Source organism: Sporomusa termitida (genome assembly GCF_007641255.1).
Lineage (GTDB): Bacteria > Bacillota > Negativicutes > Sporomusales > Sporomusaceae > Sporomusa > Sporomusa termitida.
The window spans coordinates 3,646,347-3,665,002 of sequence record NZ_CP036259.1; the positions used below are offsets into that span (position 1 = coordinate 3,646,347).

At 52.7% G+C, this 18,656-nt stretch carries 15 protein-coding genes; all 15 read right to left on the bottom strand.

Features of this window, described 5'->3' with window-relative positions:
- Positions 1–35: 35 nt before the first annotated feature.
- Positions 36–902: a lysophospholipid acyltransferase family protein gene (locus SPTER_RS17155; RefSeq protein ID WP_144351496.1), complete on the bottom strand. Its 867-nt coding sequence runs from the start codon at positions 900–902 to the stop codon at positions 36–38.
- Positions 903–911: 9 nt separating this feature from the next.
- The gene (locus SPTER_RS17160) at positions 912–1,547 is read right to left on the bottom strand and encodes a YjbH domain-containing protein (RefSeq protein WP_144351497.1); all 636 of its coding nucleotides are present in this window, start codon (positions 1,545–1,547) and stop codon (positions 912–914) included.
- A 526-nt stretch (positions 1,548–2,073) separates the two neighbouring features.
- The gene (gene lpxD, locus SPTER_RS17165; RefSeq protein WP_144351498.1) at positions 2,074–3,093 is read right to left on the bottom strand and encodes a UDP-3-O-(3-hydroxymyristoyl)glucosamine N-acyltransferase; all 1,020 of its coding nucleotides are present in this window, start codon (positions 3,091–3,093) and stop codon (positions 2,074–2,076) included.
- 18 nt (positions 3,094–3,111) lie between these two features.
- The gene (locus SPTER_RS17170) at positions 3,112–3,534 is read right to left on the bottom strand and encodes an OmpH/Skp family outer membrane protein (RefSeq protein ID WP_144351499.1); all 423 of its coding nucleotides are present in this window, start codon (positions 3,532–3,534) and stop codon (positions 3,112–3,114) included.
- 55 nt (positions 3,535–3,589) lie between these two features.
- Complete coding sequence (locus SPTER_RS17175) at positions 3,590–4,531, bottom strand: hypothetical protein (RefSeq protein ID WP_144351500.1); 942 nt, start codon at positions 4,529–4,531, stop codon at positions 3,590–3,592.
- A gap of 97 nt (positions 4,532–4,628) precedes the next feature.
- A complete protein-coding gene (locus SPTER_RS17180; protein ID WP_144351501.1) occupies positions 4,629–5,099 on the bottom strand; it encodes an OmpH/Skp family outer membrane protein in 471 nt (156 codons plus the stop codon).
- Positions 5,100–5,187: 88 nt separating this feature from the next.
- Positions 5,188–6,486 (bottom strand): hypothetical protein, encoded by a 1,299-nt coding sequence (locus SPTER_RS17185; protein ID WP_246105336.1) that lies wholly within the window; start codon positions 6,484–6,486, stop codon positions 5,188–5,190.
- Between the two features lie 50 nt (positions 6,487–6,536).
- On the bottom strand, positions 6,537–8,213 hold the full coding sequence (locus SPTER_RS17190; RefSeq protein WP_425474374.1) for a BamA/OMP85 family outer membrane protein: 1,677 nt from the start codon (positions 8,211–8,213) through the stop codon (positions 6,537–6,539).
- Between the two features lie 76 nt (positions 8,214–8,289).
- Positions 8,290–8,850 (bottom strand): hypothetical protein, encoded by a 561-nt coding sequence (locus SPTER_RS17195; RefSeq protein ID WP_144351503.1) that lies wholly within the window; start codon positions 8,848–8,850, stop codon positions 8,290–8,292.
- Positions 8,851–9,074: 224 nt separating this feature from the next.
- Positions 9,075–9,713, bottom strand: a complete 639-nt coding sequence (locus tag SPTER_RS17200) for a sigma-70 family RNA polymerase sigma factor (protein WP_144351504.1) — start codon at positions 9,711–9,713, stop codon at positions 9,075–9,077.
- Positions 9,714–9,750: 37 nt separating this feature from the next.
- Positions 9,751–14,079, bottom strand: a complete 4,329-nt coding sequence (locus tag SPTER_RS17205) for a translocation/assembly module TamB domain-containing protein (protein WP_144351505.1) — start codon at positions 14,077–14,079, stop codon at positions 9,751–9,753.
- Positions 14,080–14,242: 163 nt separating this feature from the next.
- Complete coding sequence (locus SPTER_RS17210; RefSeq protein ID WP_144351506.1) at positions 14,243–15,589, bottom strand: TolC family protein; 1,347 nt, start codon at positions 15,587–15,589, stop codon at positions 14,243–14,245.
- A 110-nt stretch (positions 15,590–15,699) separates the two neighbouring features.
- Positions 15,700–16,971: an MlaD family protein gene (locus SPTER_RS17215; RefSeq protein ID WP_144351507.1), complete on the bottom strand. Its 1,272-nt coding sequence runs from the start codon at positions 16,969–16,971 to the stop codon at positions 15,700–15,702.
- Positions 16,968–17,726 carry an ABC transporter ATP-binding protein gene (locus tag SPTER_RS17220; protein WP_144351508.1) on the bottom strand — a complete coding sequence of 253 codons (759 nt, stop codon included), beginning with the start codon at positions 17,724–17,726 and terminating at the stop codon, positions 16,968–16,970. Before SPTER_RS17220 ends, SPTER_RS17215 begins: the two co-directional genes overlap by 4 nt.
- 21 nt (positions 17,727–17,747) lie before the next feature.
- The gene (locus SPTER_RS17225; RefSeq protein WP_144351509.1) at positions 17,748–18,518 is read right to left on the bottom strand and encodes an MlaE family ABC transporter permease; all 771 of its coding nucleotides are present in this window, start codon (positions 18,516–18,518) and stop codon (positions 17,748–17,750) included.
- Positions 18,519–18,656 lie beyond the last annotated feature (138 nt).

The window sequence follows — 18,656 nt, forward strand, 5'->3', positions numbered from 1 at the left end:
GCAATCTCTTTTTCCGTTCCTGAACAATAGTGCCTTTATATAGCCGGCGGCTTGGTCTTCCAGCGGTTATGAAGCCAAAACCATTCATGGGGATATCGCCGGACATGGTTTTCAATGATCTTTGTCAGCTGCTGGGTGGTATTGCGGATGTCTTCCTCCCGGTCGGCGGTTTTCGGAACAGTAAGATGGGGATGAATGATTACCCGATGAGTACCGTCAGGGTTGCCCGTGATAAAGGCCGGAACGACCGGGGCCTGATTCAGCCGGCCTAAGGCCGCCGCTCCCTGCGGTGTCGATGCCGGCCGGGAAAAGAATTCGACAAAAACACCACGGTTGTGATTATCCTGATCCATCAGCAGGCCGATAATTTTACCGGCCCCCAGTAATTTAACCATTTCCCGGACCCCTTGCTTATAGGTAACATGCATTCCGGCTTTGGTCCGGTATTCATTAATAAAACTGTCCATGGCCGGATTGGTTTGCCGCTGCACAACAGCAACCAGCGGAAAATCATGCATGGCCAGCGCCGCCCCCAGCAATTCCCAGTTGCCGGTATGGGCGGTGGCCAGAACAGCCCCGCGCCCCAGCTGCAAGGCGGTTTCCAGATGTTCACGGCCGGTAATCTGAACATACCGGTCGATATTGTCCCTGTTTAGACAAGGCATATGGAGAACCTCCATAAACATCGGTCCAAACCGCACCGCACTGGCTTTGGCAATAGCCGCTGCCTGCCGCTCGTCCACCCGGAGGCTGCGGCTGATGTTGGCAACTGCCATCTTGCGTCTTCTGGCCGGAACCAGCGGCCAGCACAGAGTGCCGGTCAGAACGCCGATGAAATGCCGCAGCCAGGCAGGCAGCAAACATACCAGAGCGCTGAGCCCTTTTACTAAACGATACTGCATAAACCGCTCTTAGTAGGTGTAGGTAAGGCCAATGTAGGTCTCGCTGTGGCGCCAGCCGGCGTCAATTTTCAGGCCCGGCACCACTGACAGGCGGGCGCCATAGTTCATCCGGTCTCCATCCCACTCGGCAATCAGGGTCGTAGCCGGAAAGGCGTTGCTGCCGGTAATCACCCCGACCGGGTTAAACGTCTTTTCCAGTGAGGCGAATACGCCGTCATAGCGGCCATCACCAACACCGGCATGCAGCCTGAAGCCAAACGGCAGTGCTTTGCTGGCGGCAGCATAGAAAGTCCGCTTGTCCTCACCGCCAATATCCTCGACCCCAATGGCCAGGCCCGGGGTAACGACAGTCTCCGGCACCAGGCTGTATTTGGCATTAAAGTAGGTCTGATTATCCCGGTTGCTGTCACTGTCATAGCGGAAGCCGGCCACACCCAGCTCCAGCTTTTTAGCCGGACTGAAGACAAAACTGCCGGCGTTTCCTTCCTCCAGGTGATGATACCCCAGCGAGAACTGTCCCTCCTGCAGTACATCGGCGGAAGGGGTATTGATCAGCCCGGTGGAACCGTTAACCGACGGGGCGGCGTATACAGGCGCCGCCGCCATCAGGACAGCGACAGCTGCCAAAAAAGCTTTTTTCCTCATCGCAAATTCTCCTCCCTGCAAAATAATATGAATAGGTCCATATGCAGTAATATTAATTCCCTGTAATCAGTAAAAATCCTGCCCCCGCCCGCCGCCAATTTGTGGGTTGAAAAATTTCCTGACCTGCTGCGGGAAATAAAAAACCGCCGGCGCGGTCTTTAGGCTTTGCGCCTGACAGTTAATGCTGGCAAACAAGGGCCTGGGCTTACTTTTGGCATCGACCCAAAAGTAACAAAAAGTCTAGGCCCGAAGCCTCCAAAAGCTGAAAAGCCGGGGTTGCGGGAGATACGGGGCCGCCCTCTCCTTGCTCATGCCGGGCCTAACGACTCACGGGAACGACTCACGGGGACGGTTCTTTTGAGTCAGTTTTTTATATCGCACTTAAAATTCCTGAAAATACACAAAGAATTCCGCACTGTTCGAAGCGAGCTATGTGCACTAATTAGTGCCTTTGTTTTGCAAAGACTTTCAGCCTTTCCAAACTTGTGAAGAAAGGAGGTATACAGCAGCGTATACCTCCGGTTATTTATTTGCTTTCCAGTTGCGCCAGCCGCTTTTCAAGCTCGCGTATTTTCCTGACCATATCCGGCAGCCGGCCAATAGCGGCCTCTGACCGCAGCCATTGTTTGTGAGGTCGGGCCGGGAAGCCGGCCAAAAAAGAATTGGCCGGTACATCATTAATGGGTGCTGCTTTGGCGGCAAAGACACAGTTGTCGCCAATAGCCACATGGCCCGCACAGCCTGTCTGGCCGGCAAAAGTGACATTATTGCCGATTTTAGCGCTGCCGGCAATCCCGGTTTGCGCCACAAAGTAGCAGTTTTCACCAACGACCACATTATGGGCCAGGTGCACCAGATTATCGATTTTCGTACCGCGCCCGACAATGGTGCTGCCGGTGGTAGCCCGGTCGATACAGGCATTGGCACCGATTTCGACATCGTCCGCAATAATTACATTGCCTACCTGGGGGACTTTTTCATGACGGCCGCTGATGGTAACAAAACCAAAACCGTCACTGCCGATCACAGCGCCACTCTGAATAATAACCCGGCTGCCCACCTGGCAGTTTTCCCGGACGGTGACCTGGGGATAAATCAGCGTATCGCTGCCGACGGTCGTGTTCCGGCCAATATAAGTATGCGGATATAAAATCGTGTTATCGCCGATTACGGCCTGATCATCGACGACGGCATAAGCCATGACTGCCACATTAACGCCAAGTCTGGCGGTGGCGCTGACCGTGGCTGCCGGATGAACCCCGGCCGGGATGTCCGGCTTGGGTGTATACAGGCTCAGTAATGTGGTAAAGGCTATCCGGGGGTTTGCGACCCGGATAGCCGGTTTGGGAAACGCTTCAACAGAGTCGGGAATAATTACGGCGGCGGCAGCACACTTACCGGCTTTATCAAGATGGGGCGGTACCGCAAAGGTGATATCGCCGGGACCGGCGTCATCAATATTGGTAACGCCGGTAATCTCTATACAGGCAGCATCGGTAACGGTACCGTTAAGCAGGGCGGCAATCTCAGCTAATGACTTTTTCACACAACGGCCCCCTGCCTCTTATTGCATTTTCTGAATGACAGCATCGGTAACATCAGTGCCGCCTTGGGCCACACTGTTTTTATACAGCACAACACCCAGTTTTTGCTCGGTGCTTACCTGTTCAATGGCCTGTTTAATGCTGTTATCAATCTGTGTTTCCAGGTCTTGCTTAACCTTGAGGAAGTCGCTATAGGCGGTTTCCTGACGCTTTTGGAATTCTTCGGCACTGAGACTGGCTTTATCCTTTTCCAGCTGATCGCTCAATTCTTTGCCTTTGACATTAAGCTGTTCCTGCAGCTCCTTGACTTTCGGGCTGTCAGACATCACCTTATTTACGTCAAGAACCCCGACGGTCTGGTTGCTGCTGTTACAACCGGCCAAGGCCAGCGCCGCAACAAAAACCAGGACTAAGACCAACGCCATTCTCATTTGCTTGTTCATCAAAAATCCCCCTTTGGACCTAAGAATAATATTGAAAATAGTATACACAGACTGACTATTTCTTAACCGCCGCAATCACTGCATCGGTAATATCCACGGCACTCACATTGACTCTATGGCCTGTAAATACAACATCAAGATTGTCCTCACTGGCCACTTTGGCGGCCTTTTCCCGGATATCATTCAAAATAGACTGCTGCAGGACACTCATCTCCTGCTGTTTCAGCGCCAGCTGCTGTTCCAGCGCACTGACACCGGCCGCTGACGGCTGGCTCATCGCGCCTGGAATCTGGTCGGCCAGATTGCTGGTTTGGGCAGCAATCTTTTGGTTGATTTCAGCGCTTAGCTGTTTGGCATAGGCGGCAAGCTCCTGTTCACTGGCCGCTTTCTCAGGAGTCAGCGCCGCTTCCAGTTTTTGCGACAGCTCCTGTTCGCGCGCAGCCAGTTTACCGGCCTGCTCGGCCTTAAGCTCGTCCAGCTTTTGTTTGGTGGCCGCCGCTTCTTGTTCATTCATCCGGATGGTCTGCAGTTTTAGCTGCAGGTTAAACTGCTGCGGCTGATATTCCTGTTCCAGCTGCTCGGCATAGGTTCTTAATTCAGCGGCAAGTTCATTGTGCAGCTTACCGGCTTTCTCCGCCAGGCGGGCCTGCAGTTCCTGCTGCTTCGCCGTCATTTTGGCATTAAACTCCTGTTCAGCCGCAGCCTGCAGACCACTTGCGGCCGCTGCCGGCAGCTGCATTGCCGGCATTTGCGGCGAAGCCCCCGCCGCCCTGCCGGCCTCGGCCGCAAGCTGCTGCTGCAGGGTGGCAGCCTGCTCGTTAAGCTTCTGCCATTCGGGGTGCTTAGCATGGGCCTTTACGGCTTTATCCATGTCAATAACGCCAACCTGGGGCGTGACAGGGGGGGGGGTTTCCGGCGCAGGGCGGGCACAGCCTGTCAACAGCACGGCACCAAAAATCAGGGTTGCCAGAAACCTAATTGGTGTTGTCAGTTTCACACCAAATCACCCTCTCTAGATCAATCATTATTGTGAAGAATAGAAAGCCGAGCACAGGCTAAACCGGCTCGGCTGTAATGACCGGAGCTTTAATTTATTATTTGCCGCCCAGTTTTTTTACCACATCATCGGTGATATCCTGACCGCCATAGACGATGTTGCTCATGTCAAGAACCACAGCCAGGCCTTTAGAATCGGCAACGGCTTTAACCGCGGCGTCAATCTGATTCAGGACCGGTGTCCGCAGCTCCTGTTCCTTAAGGGCCAGACGCTCACGCAGCTGATTGTTGTAATCCTGTTTTTCTTTTTCATTCATCGTTTTGGATTTTTCATCAAAATCTTTTTGGGCCTGGGCAACCTCATTCTGCATGGTTTCTCTGAACTTGGCAAATTCCGGGGTGGAATTGACCAGGCGCTGATAATCGACTTTACCTACATTGGAGGCAGTACCGGCATTGGCAGCATGACCAACTGTGCTTTGGGTGATTGCCACACCAAATACACCTAATAGAAATACGGCAACTATAGATACAGCCACAATTCTTGCCACTTTTTTGTTTTTAAACATTCTTTGACCCTTCTTTCCTGCCACTTGGCAAATAAATTATTCTCCTCTATTTAACAATTATAACAGCCAGCCCTGTATTGAGCAAGTCTTACAGATTAGCCACCAGTCGCAGCCAGCTTTCCTTGTTGGTAATCACATACTCGGTGCTGAGGAAATCATGCAGCTTGTATCTTACACCAAACTCATTATATTCCGGCCGCGGCGTGTGCTCAAACCGGAGTGTCCAGTTAGCGCCCATATAGTGATTAACCCACAGGGTGCTCTCCTGTTCCGAGAAATTATACCGGAAACCGGCCATTGTATTGTCGGTAAACTTGTGCCCCCAGCCTGGTTCGAACTCCCAGGTCAGGTTATCAGGCAAAAATTCCACTTCCAGGAATACCTCGTCCCGGCTGCCGGTAAATTTACCGAAATGAAGCTTGCCGGCGGTATTGTTTTCCTCCCGCCCCATATCCAGGCTGCCTTCCAGTGTAACCCGATATTTGCTGGTTTCAGCATTCAGGATAATCTCCGTATTCCGGCCCGGCTCCACAACCGGTGTAAGCTGGAGTCCATACTGGCTGGTAATGGGATGGCCGGCGGCTGCCGCCGTGATCCTTTCCGTAAAATAGTCTTGATGGCGCTCCACAAACGCCACCGGCAAGCCGCGCAGCATGCCCGCCGCCCCGCTGACGGCCGGACTGGCTTTGGCCAGCAGGACATTGGGGATAGAGCGGGACCGCATAGCGACATGCACATTATCAATCACCGGCCCGATTGGAATCAGTGACAGCTTAATATGGGTTGTCCGGCCGCCCGCAATCTCCAGATTGCTCCGGAATTCCGGCAGCTGGTCTGCTAATAATTCCCGGATTACCGCCGTGGAGACGCCACCGGCCCATTCAATGGAATCGACCGGCAGGCCTGTCAGGACATTGGCAATCTGATCCTCCACCCGGCTCAGGTCTGTTTGTATCAGGCTCTTAACCGCCGGTGACAGGCCGCCGAAATCAACCTCCAGGGTAACGTCGCGGACCACATCCCCCCAGGGCACTACCTCCACCCGGATATGAGTGGTCGTGCCGGGGGTAATACGGACCTGGCCGACCGTATAGCCGACAAGTACCCGGTCAAATATCTCCCGTACCAAATTCTCATAACTGCCCTGACTGGCTTCCACCTCACTGACCGGCCGGCCGGCCAGCATCTGCGTGCCGACGGTCGTAACACTGGCGGTCATCCGTTTGGCTACCCTGGCCGGCGGCGGTTCGGCGGCACTAATGGTCACCGTGATTTTGTCCACCGTATTGGGCGCAGCCAGTCCGGTACCGGTACTCAGGGTAAGCAGCAGCACCACAAGGCCCGGATAGAGTAAGGGTCGCAGGCATTTTGCAATAATAACGCGCACCTCCCTAGTGAACGAGCCAGGCCTGTGGCCTGACTCGTTCGCTGCAACTATTAGAACTGACCGCCAAAGCTAAAGTGGGTGCGCCCCCCCTGATCGCCTTGGGCGTAGTCGATACGAATCGGCCCAATCGGGGTTGTTACCCGGATACCGACACCGACACTGGCATTAAGATCATCAAGCTTGTACCCTTCACCGTCCCAGGCATTACCGATATCGGTGAAGACCACACCCTGCACCTTGCTGACTACCGGGAACCGGTACTCAACAGAGGCTGCCAGCATTTTATCGCCATCGAACGCATCGTCCTCATAACCACGCAGATTGTCAGCGCCGCCGACCGAGAACTCACCGGACTCCGGCATATTGCCGTCGGCATAACCGGCGGTAAGCCGGGCGGCGATTACGTGGTTACGGCCTACTTTATAGTATTTGCGGCCTTCGGCAGTGTATTTGTTATAGTCAAAATCACCACCGAACATTTCGCCGGCAAATTCGGCCGACAGGGAGAAGCGTGCTCCTTCTGAGGGATTAAACACATTATCCCGGGAATCAAAGACCCGCATCAGGGTAACGCTATTGGTTTTACCAAAATTATCGTCAAGGTAGCCAGCGTAGTCGGGATCTGTCGAATAATCGACGCCGTCCACTGCCTCTACCCAGGTGTCTTTACGGTTTTTATAGGTGAGATAGTTGTGAACATATTCACCCTGCGGACGGCCGAGAGTAATCTCAAAACCTTTGCGGTTTTTATCGTAACTTGATTCCAGCTTGCCATTATTATAATAGTCGCTATACTCGTTTGTCATATCATAGACGCTGAAGCTTAACGAGGTTTGCCGGCTGTCAAGCCAGGGACGGGTATAGCTGACCTCATAGTTCTTATTGCTGGCCCCGCCAAACTCCCAGTGGAACTTGACCTTGTCGCCCTTGCCGTTAAAGTTGTTGTCACCCAGTTCCAGGATACCAATCAGGCCGTCGGCCTTGCTATAACCGCCGCCGATGGAGAAAGTACCTGTTTTCTGTTCCACAACGCTGGCCTCAAGCACAACGGCATTCGGTTCCTGACCAGGGTTAAGCTTCATGTTAACATCCTCGAAGTAACCGAGGTTGTACACTTTTTGCATACTGCGGCGCGCATCTTTTACATTAAACGCCTCACCCGGCTTAACCTTCATTTCCCGGGTAATTACATGGGTCTTGGTCTTTTCGTTGCCTTTGATCACAATGCCTTCCAGTGAACCTTCATTAATTGTCAGGGTTAACACCCCGCCTGGTGACATTGCCACATCGCTGACCTTGGCTAAGATATAGCCCTGGTCATGGTAATAATCCTCAATAGCACGGACATTGGCATTGAGCGTCCGTGTATTTAAGACACCGTCCTTACCGGTAGTCACTTGTTCTTTAATCTTATCGGCACTAATCTGCGTGTTGCCTTTAACAACAATGTCTGTCAACTTCGGGTTTTCCATGACGGTGTAGGTTACTTTCACACCTTCAGGCACTTCGGTAAAGTTGGCGACAACATCGAAGAAATAACCCAGATCATAAATTGCCTGCATGTCCTGCTTTATTTTATCAGCCGACAGGGTATCACCCGGTTGTATTTTCACCACGCCTCTGACTGTACTCTCAGCGATCTGGCTAAGCCCGGTAATCGTTACGGCTGTAGCGGTCTTGCCTTCAACGTCTGCTGCGTAAACAGGCAAAACCAAAGCTGCGGCCATGCTTAAGACAATGACTGCCGCAATATAAAGCTTACAACATCTAATGTTCTTCATGCATTACCTCCTTATCTATTTGTTACTGTCCACGCAACGATTTTCCGGCTAAACGAATCAGTTTGTGAATCTCCTCCGGCGTCAAAGGCACATCTTTTGTTTGGTCAGTTGATGCCGGCACGGCCGGCGGCTGCGGGGAGGTATCTGTATGTCCCTGCTCAACGGCAGCCGTACTTGTCTTAACTGCCGCTGCCGGTGCCGGCGGCACCGCAGGTGTCGTTGCTGTACCGGAAATGGCATTGAGTTGAGCCGGACCATTCTCAACTATAACAGCAGGCTGCGCAACCGGCAGCCGGTCCGGGGTGTTGTGGCGGCTTATTCCCCACATATAACTGGCAGTCATGCCACCAGCGGCAACAACAATGGCCAGGCCAACAGCCAGACTGTGCCGCAGAACAGGGTACCGGTACCGCCAATAGCGGGAGCGGTTAACCTCTTTGGCATGCGTAAGTTCGGCCTGAGCCAAAAACAGGTTAAGCTCACCCCGAATATCACTATCTTTGTCAAAAGCCTCTTCTGCCTCCGACAGCCACTGCTGAGCAGAGTTTAGATGCCTGTTGATATTTTGTTTACAATCCGCCACATTCACCACCCCTATTATAAACATTATTTATAGTCCTGGGAAGGGGCCAGATTTTGGTCATTAACAAACAAGCAAAAACGGGCAAATAATACAATTGCCTCATTATTGCTGCCTATTTCGTCAGCATTTGACTGATTTGCTCACTTTCTCAAATCCTTGCGGCGTGTTTGTAAAAACACGCTTCCTTACTCTCCGGCAACTGGCGAGAAATGTCCAGCCATCTTTCACCAATTGCCCATTAGTTTGGAAAGCATCCCCCGCAACCGGCGAATTCCCTGCTTTTGCAGGCGGTATACATGAGAAACGCTTAATTCCATTGATTCGGCAACATCTTTGGCTTCACAATTGTCAAGATAAACACTGTGCAAGACCTGTTGTTCCTTGGCCGGCAGGCGGTCCATGGCCGTCCGCAGCTGATCAACAAGATAATTGTGCTCAGCCTGGGCAGCCACTTCCGCCCGCGCGTCAATGAGTAAGTCGCCAATTGTGGCCTGACTGCTGTCTGCTGTCACCGGGCTGTCAATCCGGACCAGGTTATTGTCCTCCCGGGTCAGGTAATTAATCATCCGCCCCCGGATACGGTGTACGGCAAACAGGCTGAAAGCCACCCCCCGGGCATGATCATAGTTTTCCACCGCTTCGATCAGGCCAACCGTGCCTTCCTGAATCATATCAAGCATAGTGGCCTCAGGCAGCTGCCAGCGCATGGCGGTTTTAAAAACCAATGGCTGGTAACTCTCGATCAGGCGGCGGCGGCAGGCCAGATCGCCGCTTTCTTTGTAGCCTTGCCACAATACCGCCTCTTCTGCCGGCGTCATAATCCGGATATTTTTTAATTCAGCCAGATATTGACTGAGTATCATTTGTATCATCCTTTACAAAACCGGAATCTGGTCTATTTTAAAAAGCAAATCTGGTTTCTATGGTCAGCAGCGTTTTAGCAGTACCGCCGAAGGAACCGCCCAGTCCGATATTTTTGGTCAGGTCATACCTGAACCCGACACTGTTGTTATGCTGATCAAGCCCCACACTGTAGCTTATGAGGAATTTATCGGTAAGGTACTTGCCAATCTCGAGATTGTAGCCCTGGAACTGGTCGGACTGGTTGTTTCGCGCCCTTCTGCTGCCGGTCTCAAAGAGGGACGACCGGACCAGCCGGAATTCATCAAGCCCCAGCTTATCCTGCAAAGCACCTTCAATCTCGGCAATAAAACGCATTTGCAGGCCGGCATCGAGCAGGCTGATTAACTCATCCCGCCCAAAGGTGCTGTCATTATCGCTGCCGTCATTTTTAGTGAAATAACCGCCGCGCAGGGTTAAGAGCGACATGATTTCCTGCTGGCTCATCGCCGGCTCTGAGGTCAGTTTAAGATCCATCGCCGTAGCCGGGCCGTTAATCGCCAGATGAATCCGGGTGCGGGCGAACTTGGATTCCGCTTCCAGTCTGATGATCGGCACAATCGAACCAAACTGGGTAAACTCGGCACTGCCGCTCAAGATGGTAAAGCGATTGGTGAGGTATCGCACCGTACCGCGCCGGACTTCGACCCGGCCTGAAGCGGAAGGTCTTTTCAGCGACCCGTCAATTTTAACCTTGCCCGCAGCCAGGAAATCATACAAATACGGGTTATACATACGCACTTTGTCACCAACAACCACTTCAATATCCAATCCGGCATTAAAGGGCAATTCGCCGCTGTCCGGCATGGCCGGAATATCGACGGTGGCATTGTCAACTGTCACTTTGCCGGCAATAAATGGCCGCGAGTTTTTGCTGGTTACTGTAAAAGCCCCATCAATCGGCCCGGCAAAATACTTATGTTTTACCCCCAGCCGGTTTAAGGTCAGCCTGAGGTTGTAGTCATCAAGCGTTAAGCCGTTGATCCGGGCCGAGCCGCCCAGGGAATAGGAACCGCCGCCCATTTCCCCGTCAAAAGCGCTTATATCTATTTTATCATCTTTAAAATGAATATCAATCCCTACTTTTTGGATAGGATCTGACAGTGCTTTCAGCTTGACCGTGCCATTGGTCACGGTTAAGTGGCCATTCAGAGTCGGTTGCGAGAGGGTGCCGCCGACGGCGATCTCACCGGTAGTAGGGCCAGTGGCCCAGGCAACCTCTTTCGTCAGCATCGGCAATATCCTGAGGTCAGCATTGTCAAGCCGCAAATTCAGGTCCATAGCATCGGTCACATCGGCCTTGCCACGCCCTTGGCTGTTCAGAGCCTTTAACGGCACAATGCCATAAGCACTGGCTTTGTACGGACCGCGCGCCACAAACAGCTGGTTAACATGGATGCTGCCGTTGTTATAGATTAACAGGCCGTATAGGTTATCAAATTCGGCATTGGCGATACTGCCGTTCTGCATTTCCATCGATACCGACACATTGGGGTCGGCCGTAGCACCGCTGGCCTGGGCAGTAAAACTAAACTTGCCGGTAGTCTCCAGAGTTGTATTAAATAATGCTGTCAGAATACCGGTATCAATGGCCCGGCCGCCAATTTCCATATCGATCTGGCCGTTTAAATCGGCCTGCCCCTGCGCGGCCAATACCCCGTCAGGCCCCTGCTTGGCCATCAGCGTATTAACCGCAATGACCTTATTCCTGAGTTCGGCATCAATATCAATCGTATCAAACAGGTACTCTTTTATTTTGCCATTACGGATAGAACCCCGCAGCACGATATTAGGGTTACTCATACTGCCGCTTAAGACAATCTCACCATCGAGACTGCCGCGAATGCCCCGGTCTGGTACATTGGCCAGCGCCAGAATCCCGGCCAGTTCCCCGCCTTCGACCCTAAATAAGCCGTCGATGCCGTGAGTTCTAATGTCAACAGCCCCGCTAAACAGGTAACTGCCCTGGCCTTGGGAAAAACGCAGTTCCCTGATATCGGCCTGCTCATCTTCATAACTAAGCTCAGCAGAGATATCTTTCAGTTCCTGCCCGTTTGCCAGCACGCTGCCGGCAGTCAGCCGGCCGTTGACCGCCGGGCTGGCGATGGTGCCTGTTACCTGGCCGGTCAGGCTGAAGATACCGGATACCGGGTAAGGGTACTCCAGTTTCAGCCTGGCCACATCTATATTTTCCGCTGCCACCGAAAAATTCAGGTTATCGTCGGCCGACACGGTTCCGGCCAGCTTGATCCTGGTATTCAGGGAGTCTATCATCAGATCATTTACGGTTATGACCCCATTCTCCCGCTGATAGCTGCCTTCGGCACTGGCAATAAGATAACCGGCAAAACTGCCTTCCGATAATTTCAGCTTGCCATGTACAGCCAGGTTGTCTAACGGGCCGCTTATCGTCATTTCCTGGTCCAGATTACCGGTCAGGGGCAGGTCAGGCTTAATGATCCGGACCAGGGTCTCCGCCCGGGCTGAACGGGTTACCAGCGTGAGATTCACCACCGGCTGAGCCCCGCTAAGGACTACCTGACCGGCCAGCTCATGGGCAACAGCCCCGTCATTCAGGGTTACCTGTTCCAGCGCCACCAGGTCGGGTGAGGCGGTGAGAATGCCGCTGGCCTGACCCAGCAGCTGCTGATTAACGGTCAGACCGGCAGCCTGAAAAGTAAGTCTGAGCTCGGGCCGGGCGATTGTCCCGGTTAGTCCCCCCGTAAAGCCGGCATTGCCGCTGACACTGAGATCTTTGCCCGCAGACACAGGCAAGGCTGCCAGTTCGACCCCGTGGCCGTCTAATGTTATGGCCAGCGTATCTCCCGTAATCGTCCCCTCGGCGGTAATAAGGCCGGTGGGCAAAATCAGATCATAATGTTTAATGGCCGTAGTATTGCCGGTACGCTCGACAAGTGCGGTCATCCGGGTATAAGGCAGCCCCTCTAACTGACCGTCTGTAAGCGACAGCACGGCGGAACCGGCGACTGACTGCCAGTTGCTGCCCTGGCCGCCGGCAGTTACCGTCAGGTCCCCGCTGCCGCTGACAGCTACCGGTAAGTCTCTGATGGCAGCAGTATCAATATTGCTGGCAAGCAGTTGCACCTGATAGCGCTGGGTGTCTGTATCGAACAGGCCTTGCCCGCGCACCTGACCGCCAAGCGCCTGGGTGCTAAACTCAGCAATTGTTACGATTTTATCTGCATAGCTGACCCGGGCCCGGCTGTCCTGCAGGCTGTAGCCAGCGACCTCCACCCGGTCCGGAGCTGCCAGCTCAGCCGTAACCACCGGGCTTGCCGGCGTGCCGGTAACGTCAGCCTGAAGGGCAACCCTGCCAGCGAGCGGAAACCCGTCGCTCAGGGCAGCCAAATCAACGCCCGTTGACTCAACCCTGAGGTCAAACACAGGCTGCTCACCGGCGATGCCAATGTTGCCGCGCACCGCAACCGGCTGCTTGTTGACCAAGGCACTGGCACCAAGTATGTATACATAGTTAGTGGTGAAACTTACCCGGCCTTGGGCCTTTTCCACAGTGTATTCCCCGCTGGCGGCGGCAATCTGATCCATGACAAATTCACCGGCATAATGTAACCCGGCTGCATTTCTGGCGATGGTAACATCAAAGCCTGTAAGCAACCCGTTAGTAAAGTGAAGCGGTGTGCCTGTCAACAGCAGCTGCTCATAGGCAGCCGGGTTTACACTGTCGGCCTGAATTGTCAGGGACAGGTTATTTTGGTCAGTATTAATAAACCCTTCAACACTCAAGGCCGAATCATTGTGGCTTGCCGCCAGTTTTAACGCAATCGCCCGGCTGTCCTGCACCGTAAGCAGACCATCAACAGCAGTCAGCTGCCACTGTCCCTTCAGGGCATTGACAGCCAGCACCGCCTGTTCAATCACAATTTTGCCGTTAAATACCGGGCTGTCCGGCTGCGTTTCCTGTTTTAAAAATTCGATATTCCAGATGCCGTCAGCGTCTTCGACCAAGCCGACCACCGGTTGAGTAAGGGTAACTTTCCGTAAGGCATTGAGAGCGGTTTGACCGCGCGCCAGACTAAGCAGGCTATAGTCTACAGTAACCTGCTTAATAACGGCCAGCTCCCGGCCTTGTTTATCAAATATAATGACATCATTAATAACAGCAGTTGTCAGACCAACTGCCTGTAATTGTCCTATGACAACCTCCGTGCCCAGTGCCTGGGTTAATTCAGTCGCTAGTGTATTCTCAAGTTGGGCAAAAACAGCCTGGCTGTGGGTGGACCACCAGCCAAAGGCAGCCATGCCAAGCGCAAGCAGGAGCACTGCTAAGAGTGCAGCTTTGGTTCGCATATTGTGCCTCCCCTGGCATTTAGATATCTATCGGATACTTCGACAGCAGGCCGGCTTCTTCCTTTTTTGTTTTTTCTGGGATTTGGTTACACTGCGCCCCTTGGGAGGCTCTGGCAACAGGTAAAAGGCAGAACCGAAAAACCAGTTCTGCCTTAGCATTGCTTTACTCTACGGTCACACCCATCGCTTTGTCAAGTTTAGCCCGGCTGGTGTTGTAATCATACATAGCCTGGACATAGTCGGTTTGGGCTGAAGTCAGGGCCACCTGGGAATCAATAACATCAAGATTTGTGCCGACGCCGGCACTGTAACGCACCTGGGATATTTTGTAATCCTCTTCCGCTTTGGTAACAGCTACCTTACTTGTCTCGATGCGTTTCTCGGCTTCCTGCATATTGAGATAGGCTTGACGGACTTCCAGCTGCGCGCTGTCCCGGGCCTGACGCAGCTGCTCTGACGCCTTGCCAAGACCGGCTTCGGCCCCTTTCACCTGGGATCTGGTCACACCGGAGTCAAATAAATTGTAACTGGCATTGATACCGACAACCCAGTTATTGTTATCGGTGCCGGGAAAATCTTTATCATTCCACTTCTCGGACGCCGTAGCCGCAATGGCAATCTTATTGCCGCTTTCGGCCACTCTGATGTCCGCTTTGGCAATATCCAGATTTGCCGCCGCCTGGGCTAAATCAGGACGGTTAGCCAGGGCAGTGCTAATGCACTCTGCCAGCGTCTTATCATATTTGGCATAATTTAGCTCTTCCTTAAGCACCAGCGAAGTATCAAGCGGCAGGCCAATAACATTATTCAGGCTTGAAATTGCCAGCTCATAGGCATTGCTCGCTTTGATCAGGTTTTGCTCGGCACTGGCTTTCTCCACCTCTGAACGCAGCACGTCAGATTTAGCCACAGTACCGGCGCTATACTGAGCCTCTACATTTTTCAGATGGGCATTAAGGCGCGCCAGCGACTCCTCACTTAATTTGACCAGATTGCGGGTTTGCAAAATGCTGTAATAACCGGTTGTTGCGTCAAGCTTAACCTGCTGCAGTGAGTTGGCAACCCCCAGGTCAGATACTTTGAGGCCGAGTTTGGCTTTCTCAATAGTGCCTTCCAGCCGGCCGCCGGTGTATAGCGGCAGCGTCAGGTCAACACTGTTGGCATACCTGTTATCGATGCTTTCCGGAATAGGAACTATAAAAGGCTGCCGGTTAGTATCATAGCCAACCCCGGCTGAGGCGGCACTTTTGGTGCGGCTGGCATTGTGGGACAGGGTTACCGACGGCCCTTTACCGGCTTTGGCCATCTTTACATCCCAGTTGGCCTTTTCCATATCAGATTCGGATATTTTTATCGCGGGATTGCTTTTAAGAGCCATATCAATGGCCTCATCAAGTGTAAGTTCTACGGGCGCGGCAAGGCCTGGCAGAGCAGCAGCTGCCAGCATGCCGCCGGTAATCAAGGCCGACATGCGTTTGGCGATGCTGCCATATAATCTAAATTGTGCCATAAAATACTATGACCTCCTTGATGTTATCGCTATTTTTTTCGGGTTCTGACTGTTCAGTCAGGTACTTATAATTATATGTCCAAGCCTGGGCGGTGTCAATGCCAAGTGTATCAGAATGACCGCCGGACACCGAAATAAGATGCCTTTTCCTCCCCCTTGTTCAGGTCATCAGACTGACCGACAATAAAGGTATCAGGTGCCACCTTATACTGTGTCCGCAGCTTGACCCGCACATCATTCGGATCATACACATCCAGCGACAGCCGCAATTGACTGCCCATTTTGGCATCAACCCCGACCCCGGCTTTACTGTCAATCACCCCGAAGCGCTGATTAAAGACCGGTCCTCTTTTGCCCAGCTGGAGGTTCAGCTTGCTGTCTTCGCCAATATCGCTCACGCCAATAACGGTAAAGTCGCCGGGCCCGGTATTGATCGTAATATCGGCATTGCTTTTGTATTTATGGGTATCGGTATTATATAAGGCTTCTACATTTGTTTCTGTTTCTATCGCCGCTACCCGGCCCAGCATCTTGTTGGCTTTGGCACTGGCATCACGCGCGTTCTTCAGGGTTTCTTTGATATTTTGAGCTGTTGCCGGTTCTGTTACCACCCCTTCTAAAGCGGCAGCCATTCTCTCCACCCGGCTGCTGGTTTGTTGCAGGGCAGTGATGGTTGCCCGCAGCTCAAGGGCTGTCTTGCCGTCATTGTCGACAGTGGCAATCATTTTATCCACCCGGGCGGCGGTATCCTTAAGACTGCCGGACATGGCCTTCAGATTAGCGACCGCCGCGGTCACATCGCCCTGATTTTTCTCAGCCAGAGTGGCCAGCGTAGTCGTCAGTCTGTTTAGATTAGCCGTGATCTCCCGGGCATTTAAGGCCGACTCCTTCAGGGCCGCTCTTACTTTATCGTCGGCCAGCACATCATTCAGGGCCTTAACCAGTGTCCTCACCTCAGCCAGCACCTGATTGGCCGCTACCATCAATTCATCCATTCCCTGGGGACTCTCGCCATATACTCTGGCATGGGGGGCTAAAAACCCCTTGAGCTCCCGGGGCGGCATAATATTAATATATTTTTCCCCCAGTAAACCGTCAGACCCAATTGTCAGAGCAGACCCTGCCGGTATTTTTACCCCGGGATTAAGCATAATGTCGGCGGCCACACCGTCAGGCAGTACCTGCACAGCAGTGACCTCGCCAATTTCAACACCGGCATAACGGACAATATTGCCTGGCTTCAGCCCGCTGACCTGAGCGAAAACAGCCTGGATCGGATAACCTTTGTCACCAAAAGTAATGCCGCTTAAATAAGCAAACATTCCGGCTAGCAGCAGCAGGCCGGCAAGAGTTACAGCGCCGACTTTGGCCTCGGTATTCATACCCTTGCCCTCCCCTTACGCTCCGGCAGGACGGTCGCCCCGCGGATAAATTTAGCCACAATCGGATTCTCCGACTGTTTGAAACTATCGGGTGTACCGGCCTCAATGATGCTGCCATTATGGATCATGGCAATCCGGTCGGCAATCCGGAAGGCACTTGACATGTTATGGGTCACAACCACCGAGGTGGCATCAATCATTCGCCTGGTACTGACAATCATCCGGTCAATCGTATTGGCCATAATGGGATCAAGCCCGGCCGTAGGCTCATCATACAGAACAATATGCGGATTAATGGCAATCGCCCTCGCCAGGCTGACCCGTTTTTTCATGCCGCCGGACAGTTCACTCGGCATGGCATTTTCCTGCCCGCGCAGGCCTACCATGCGCAGCTTGCGGCGTATTGTCCGCAGAATCTCCGCTTCGGACATATCGGTGTGCTGCCTGAGGCCGAAGGCCACATTTTCCCCGACCGACATGGAATCAAATAACGCCGAATACTGAAAGACCATGCCCATCTCCAGCCTGATCCTGCCCAGTTCATCCTCGGTCAGGCCGGTGATTTCCCGGTTATTGACCCAAATCTCCCCGGCGGTTGGTTTTAACAGACCAATAATCAGCCGCAGTAATGTGCTTTTACCGGAACCGCTTGGCCCGATAATCACCATAATTTCCCCTTGTTCAATAGTAAGGTTAATGTCTTTAAGTATTTGCTTGCCGCGAAACTCCATATTGACATTAACTAGTCTGATCATAATTTATACCTCATTTAATTTTTACCGGTATAATAGTACCGATAAAAAATAGTTGCTGACAAAAATCAGGATGATCGATAAGACAACCGAACCGGTTGTTGCCTGCCCTACCCCCTCAGCCCCCTGGGCGGTGGTCAGTCCTTTATGGCAGCCGATCAGGGCGACAATGGCCCCAAAAAATATAGCTTTGATCATGCCGCCGATGATATCGTGGGGTACGGCAAAAACCTTGATCGAATTAAAGAAAGTGAAGGAGCTGATACCGGCATAGTATTTGCCGATCATATAGCTGCCGAAAGTCCCAATGACATCGGCAAAGATAACCAGTACCGGCAGCATCACCATGCAGGCCAGCATCCGGGGCACTACCAGATAGGCAACCGGGTTTACGGCCATTACCCGCAGGGCATCAATCTGCTCTGTTACTTTCATGGAGCCGATTTCGGCCGTAATTGCGGCCCCCACCCGCCCGGCAAAGACCACACCGGTCAAAACAGGCGATAACTCACGGGCCATGGCTACCGCCACAAGCCCGCCAACCGAGGACTGAGCCCCGTATTTTACAAATTCAAAAGCGGTTTGCACCGTCATGACCATACCTGTAAACAGCATGGTCAGCAAGACAATGGCCAGTGAATCTGCCCCCAGATGCGCCATTTGCCTAAGCAGCAGGGTAGTGTTCAGCCGGCGCAGATGTAACACAGTCTGACTAAACAGGATGAGCACCTGGCCCACATGCTCCAAAAAAGTTATAACAATTCGCCCGGTACGGGTGAATAGCTGATTAAGCATAGGCAAGCTCCTTAACCTTATTCGGTGCAGTTGATCTTTAATAGTATTCAATATTTATTTTTAATTCCCTGCCGTTTTTTTAACTGCCTCTATTTTCCTTGCCGGCGGCGGCTTAGGCCGGACTGAACAAAAGGCAAA

Bases quoted from the DNA above. Each gene is read 5' to 3' on its own strand.
- SPTER_RS17205 (WP_144351505.1), bottom strand. From the start codon at position 14,079: ATGCGAACCAAAGCTGCACTCTTAGCAGTGCTCCTGCTTGCGCTTGGC.
- SPTER_RS17220 (WP_144351508.1), bottom strand. From the start codon at position 17,726: ATGATCAGACTAGTTAATGTCAATATGGAGTTTCGCGGCAAGCAAATA.
- SPTER_RS17180 (WP_144351501.1), bottom strand. From the start codon at position 5,099: ATGTTTAAAAACAAAAAAGTGGCAAGAATTGTGGCTGTATCTATAGTT.
- SPTER_RS17225 (WP_144351509.1), bottom strand. From the start codon at position 18,518: ATGCTTAATCAGCTATTCACCCGTACCGGGCGAATTGTTATAACTTTT.
- SPTER_RS17200 (WP_144351504.1), bottom strand. From the start codon at position 9,713: ATGATACTCAGTCAATATCTGGCTGAATTAAAAAATATCCGGATTATG.
- SPTER_RS17170 (WP_144351499.1), bottom strand. From the start codon at position 3,534: ATGAACAAGCAAATGAGAATGGCGTTGGTCTTAGTCCTGGTTTTTGTT.
- SPTER_RS17160 (WP_144351497.1), bottom strand. From the start codon at position 1,547: ATGAGGAAAAAAGCTTTTTTGGCAGCTGTCGCTGTCCTGATGGCGGCG.
- SPTER_RS17155 (WP_144351496.1), bottom strand. From the start codon at position 902: ATGCAGTATCGTTTAGTAAAAGGGCTCAGCGCTCTGGTATGTTTGCTG.
- SPTER_RS17215 (WP_144351507.1), bottom strand. From the start codon at position 16,971: ATGAATACCGAGGCCAAAGTCGGCGCTGTAACTCTTGCCGGCCTGCTG.
- SPTER_RS17190 (WP_425474374.1), bottom strand. From the start codon at position 8,213: ATGGCCGCAGCTTTGGTTTTGCCTGTTTACGCAGCAGACGTTGAAGGC.
- SPTER_RS17210 (WP_144351506.1), bottom strand. From the start codon at position 15,589: ATGGCACAATTTAGATTATATGGCAGCATCGCCAAACGCATGTCGGCC.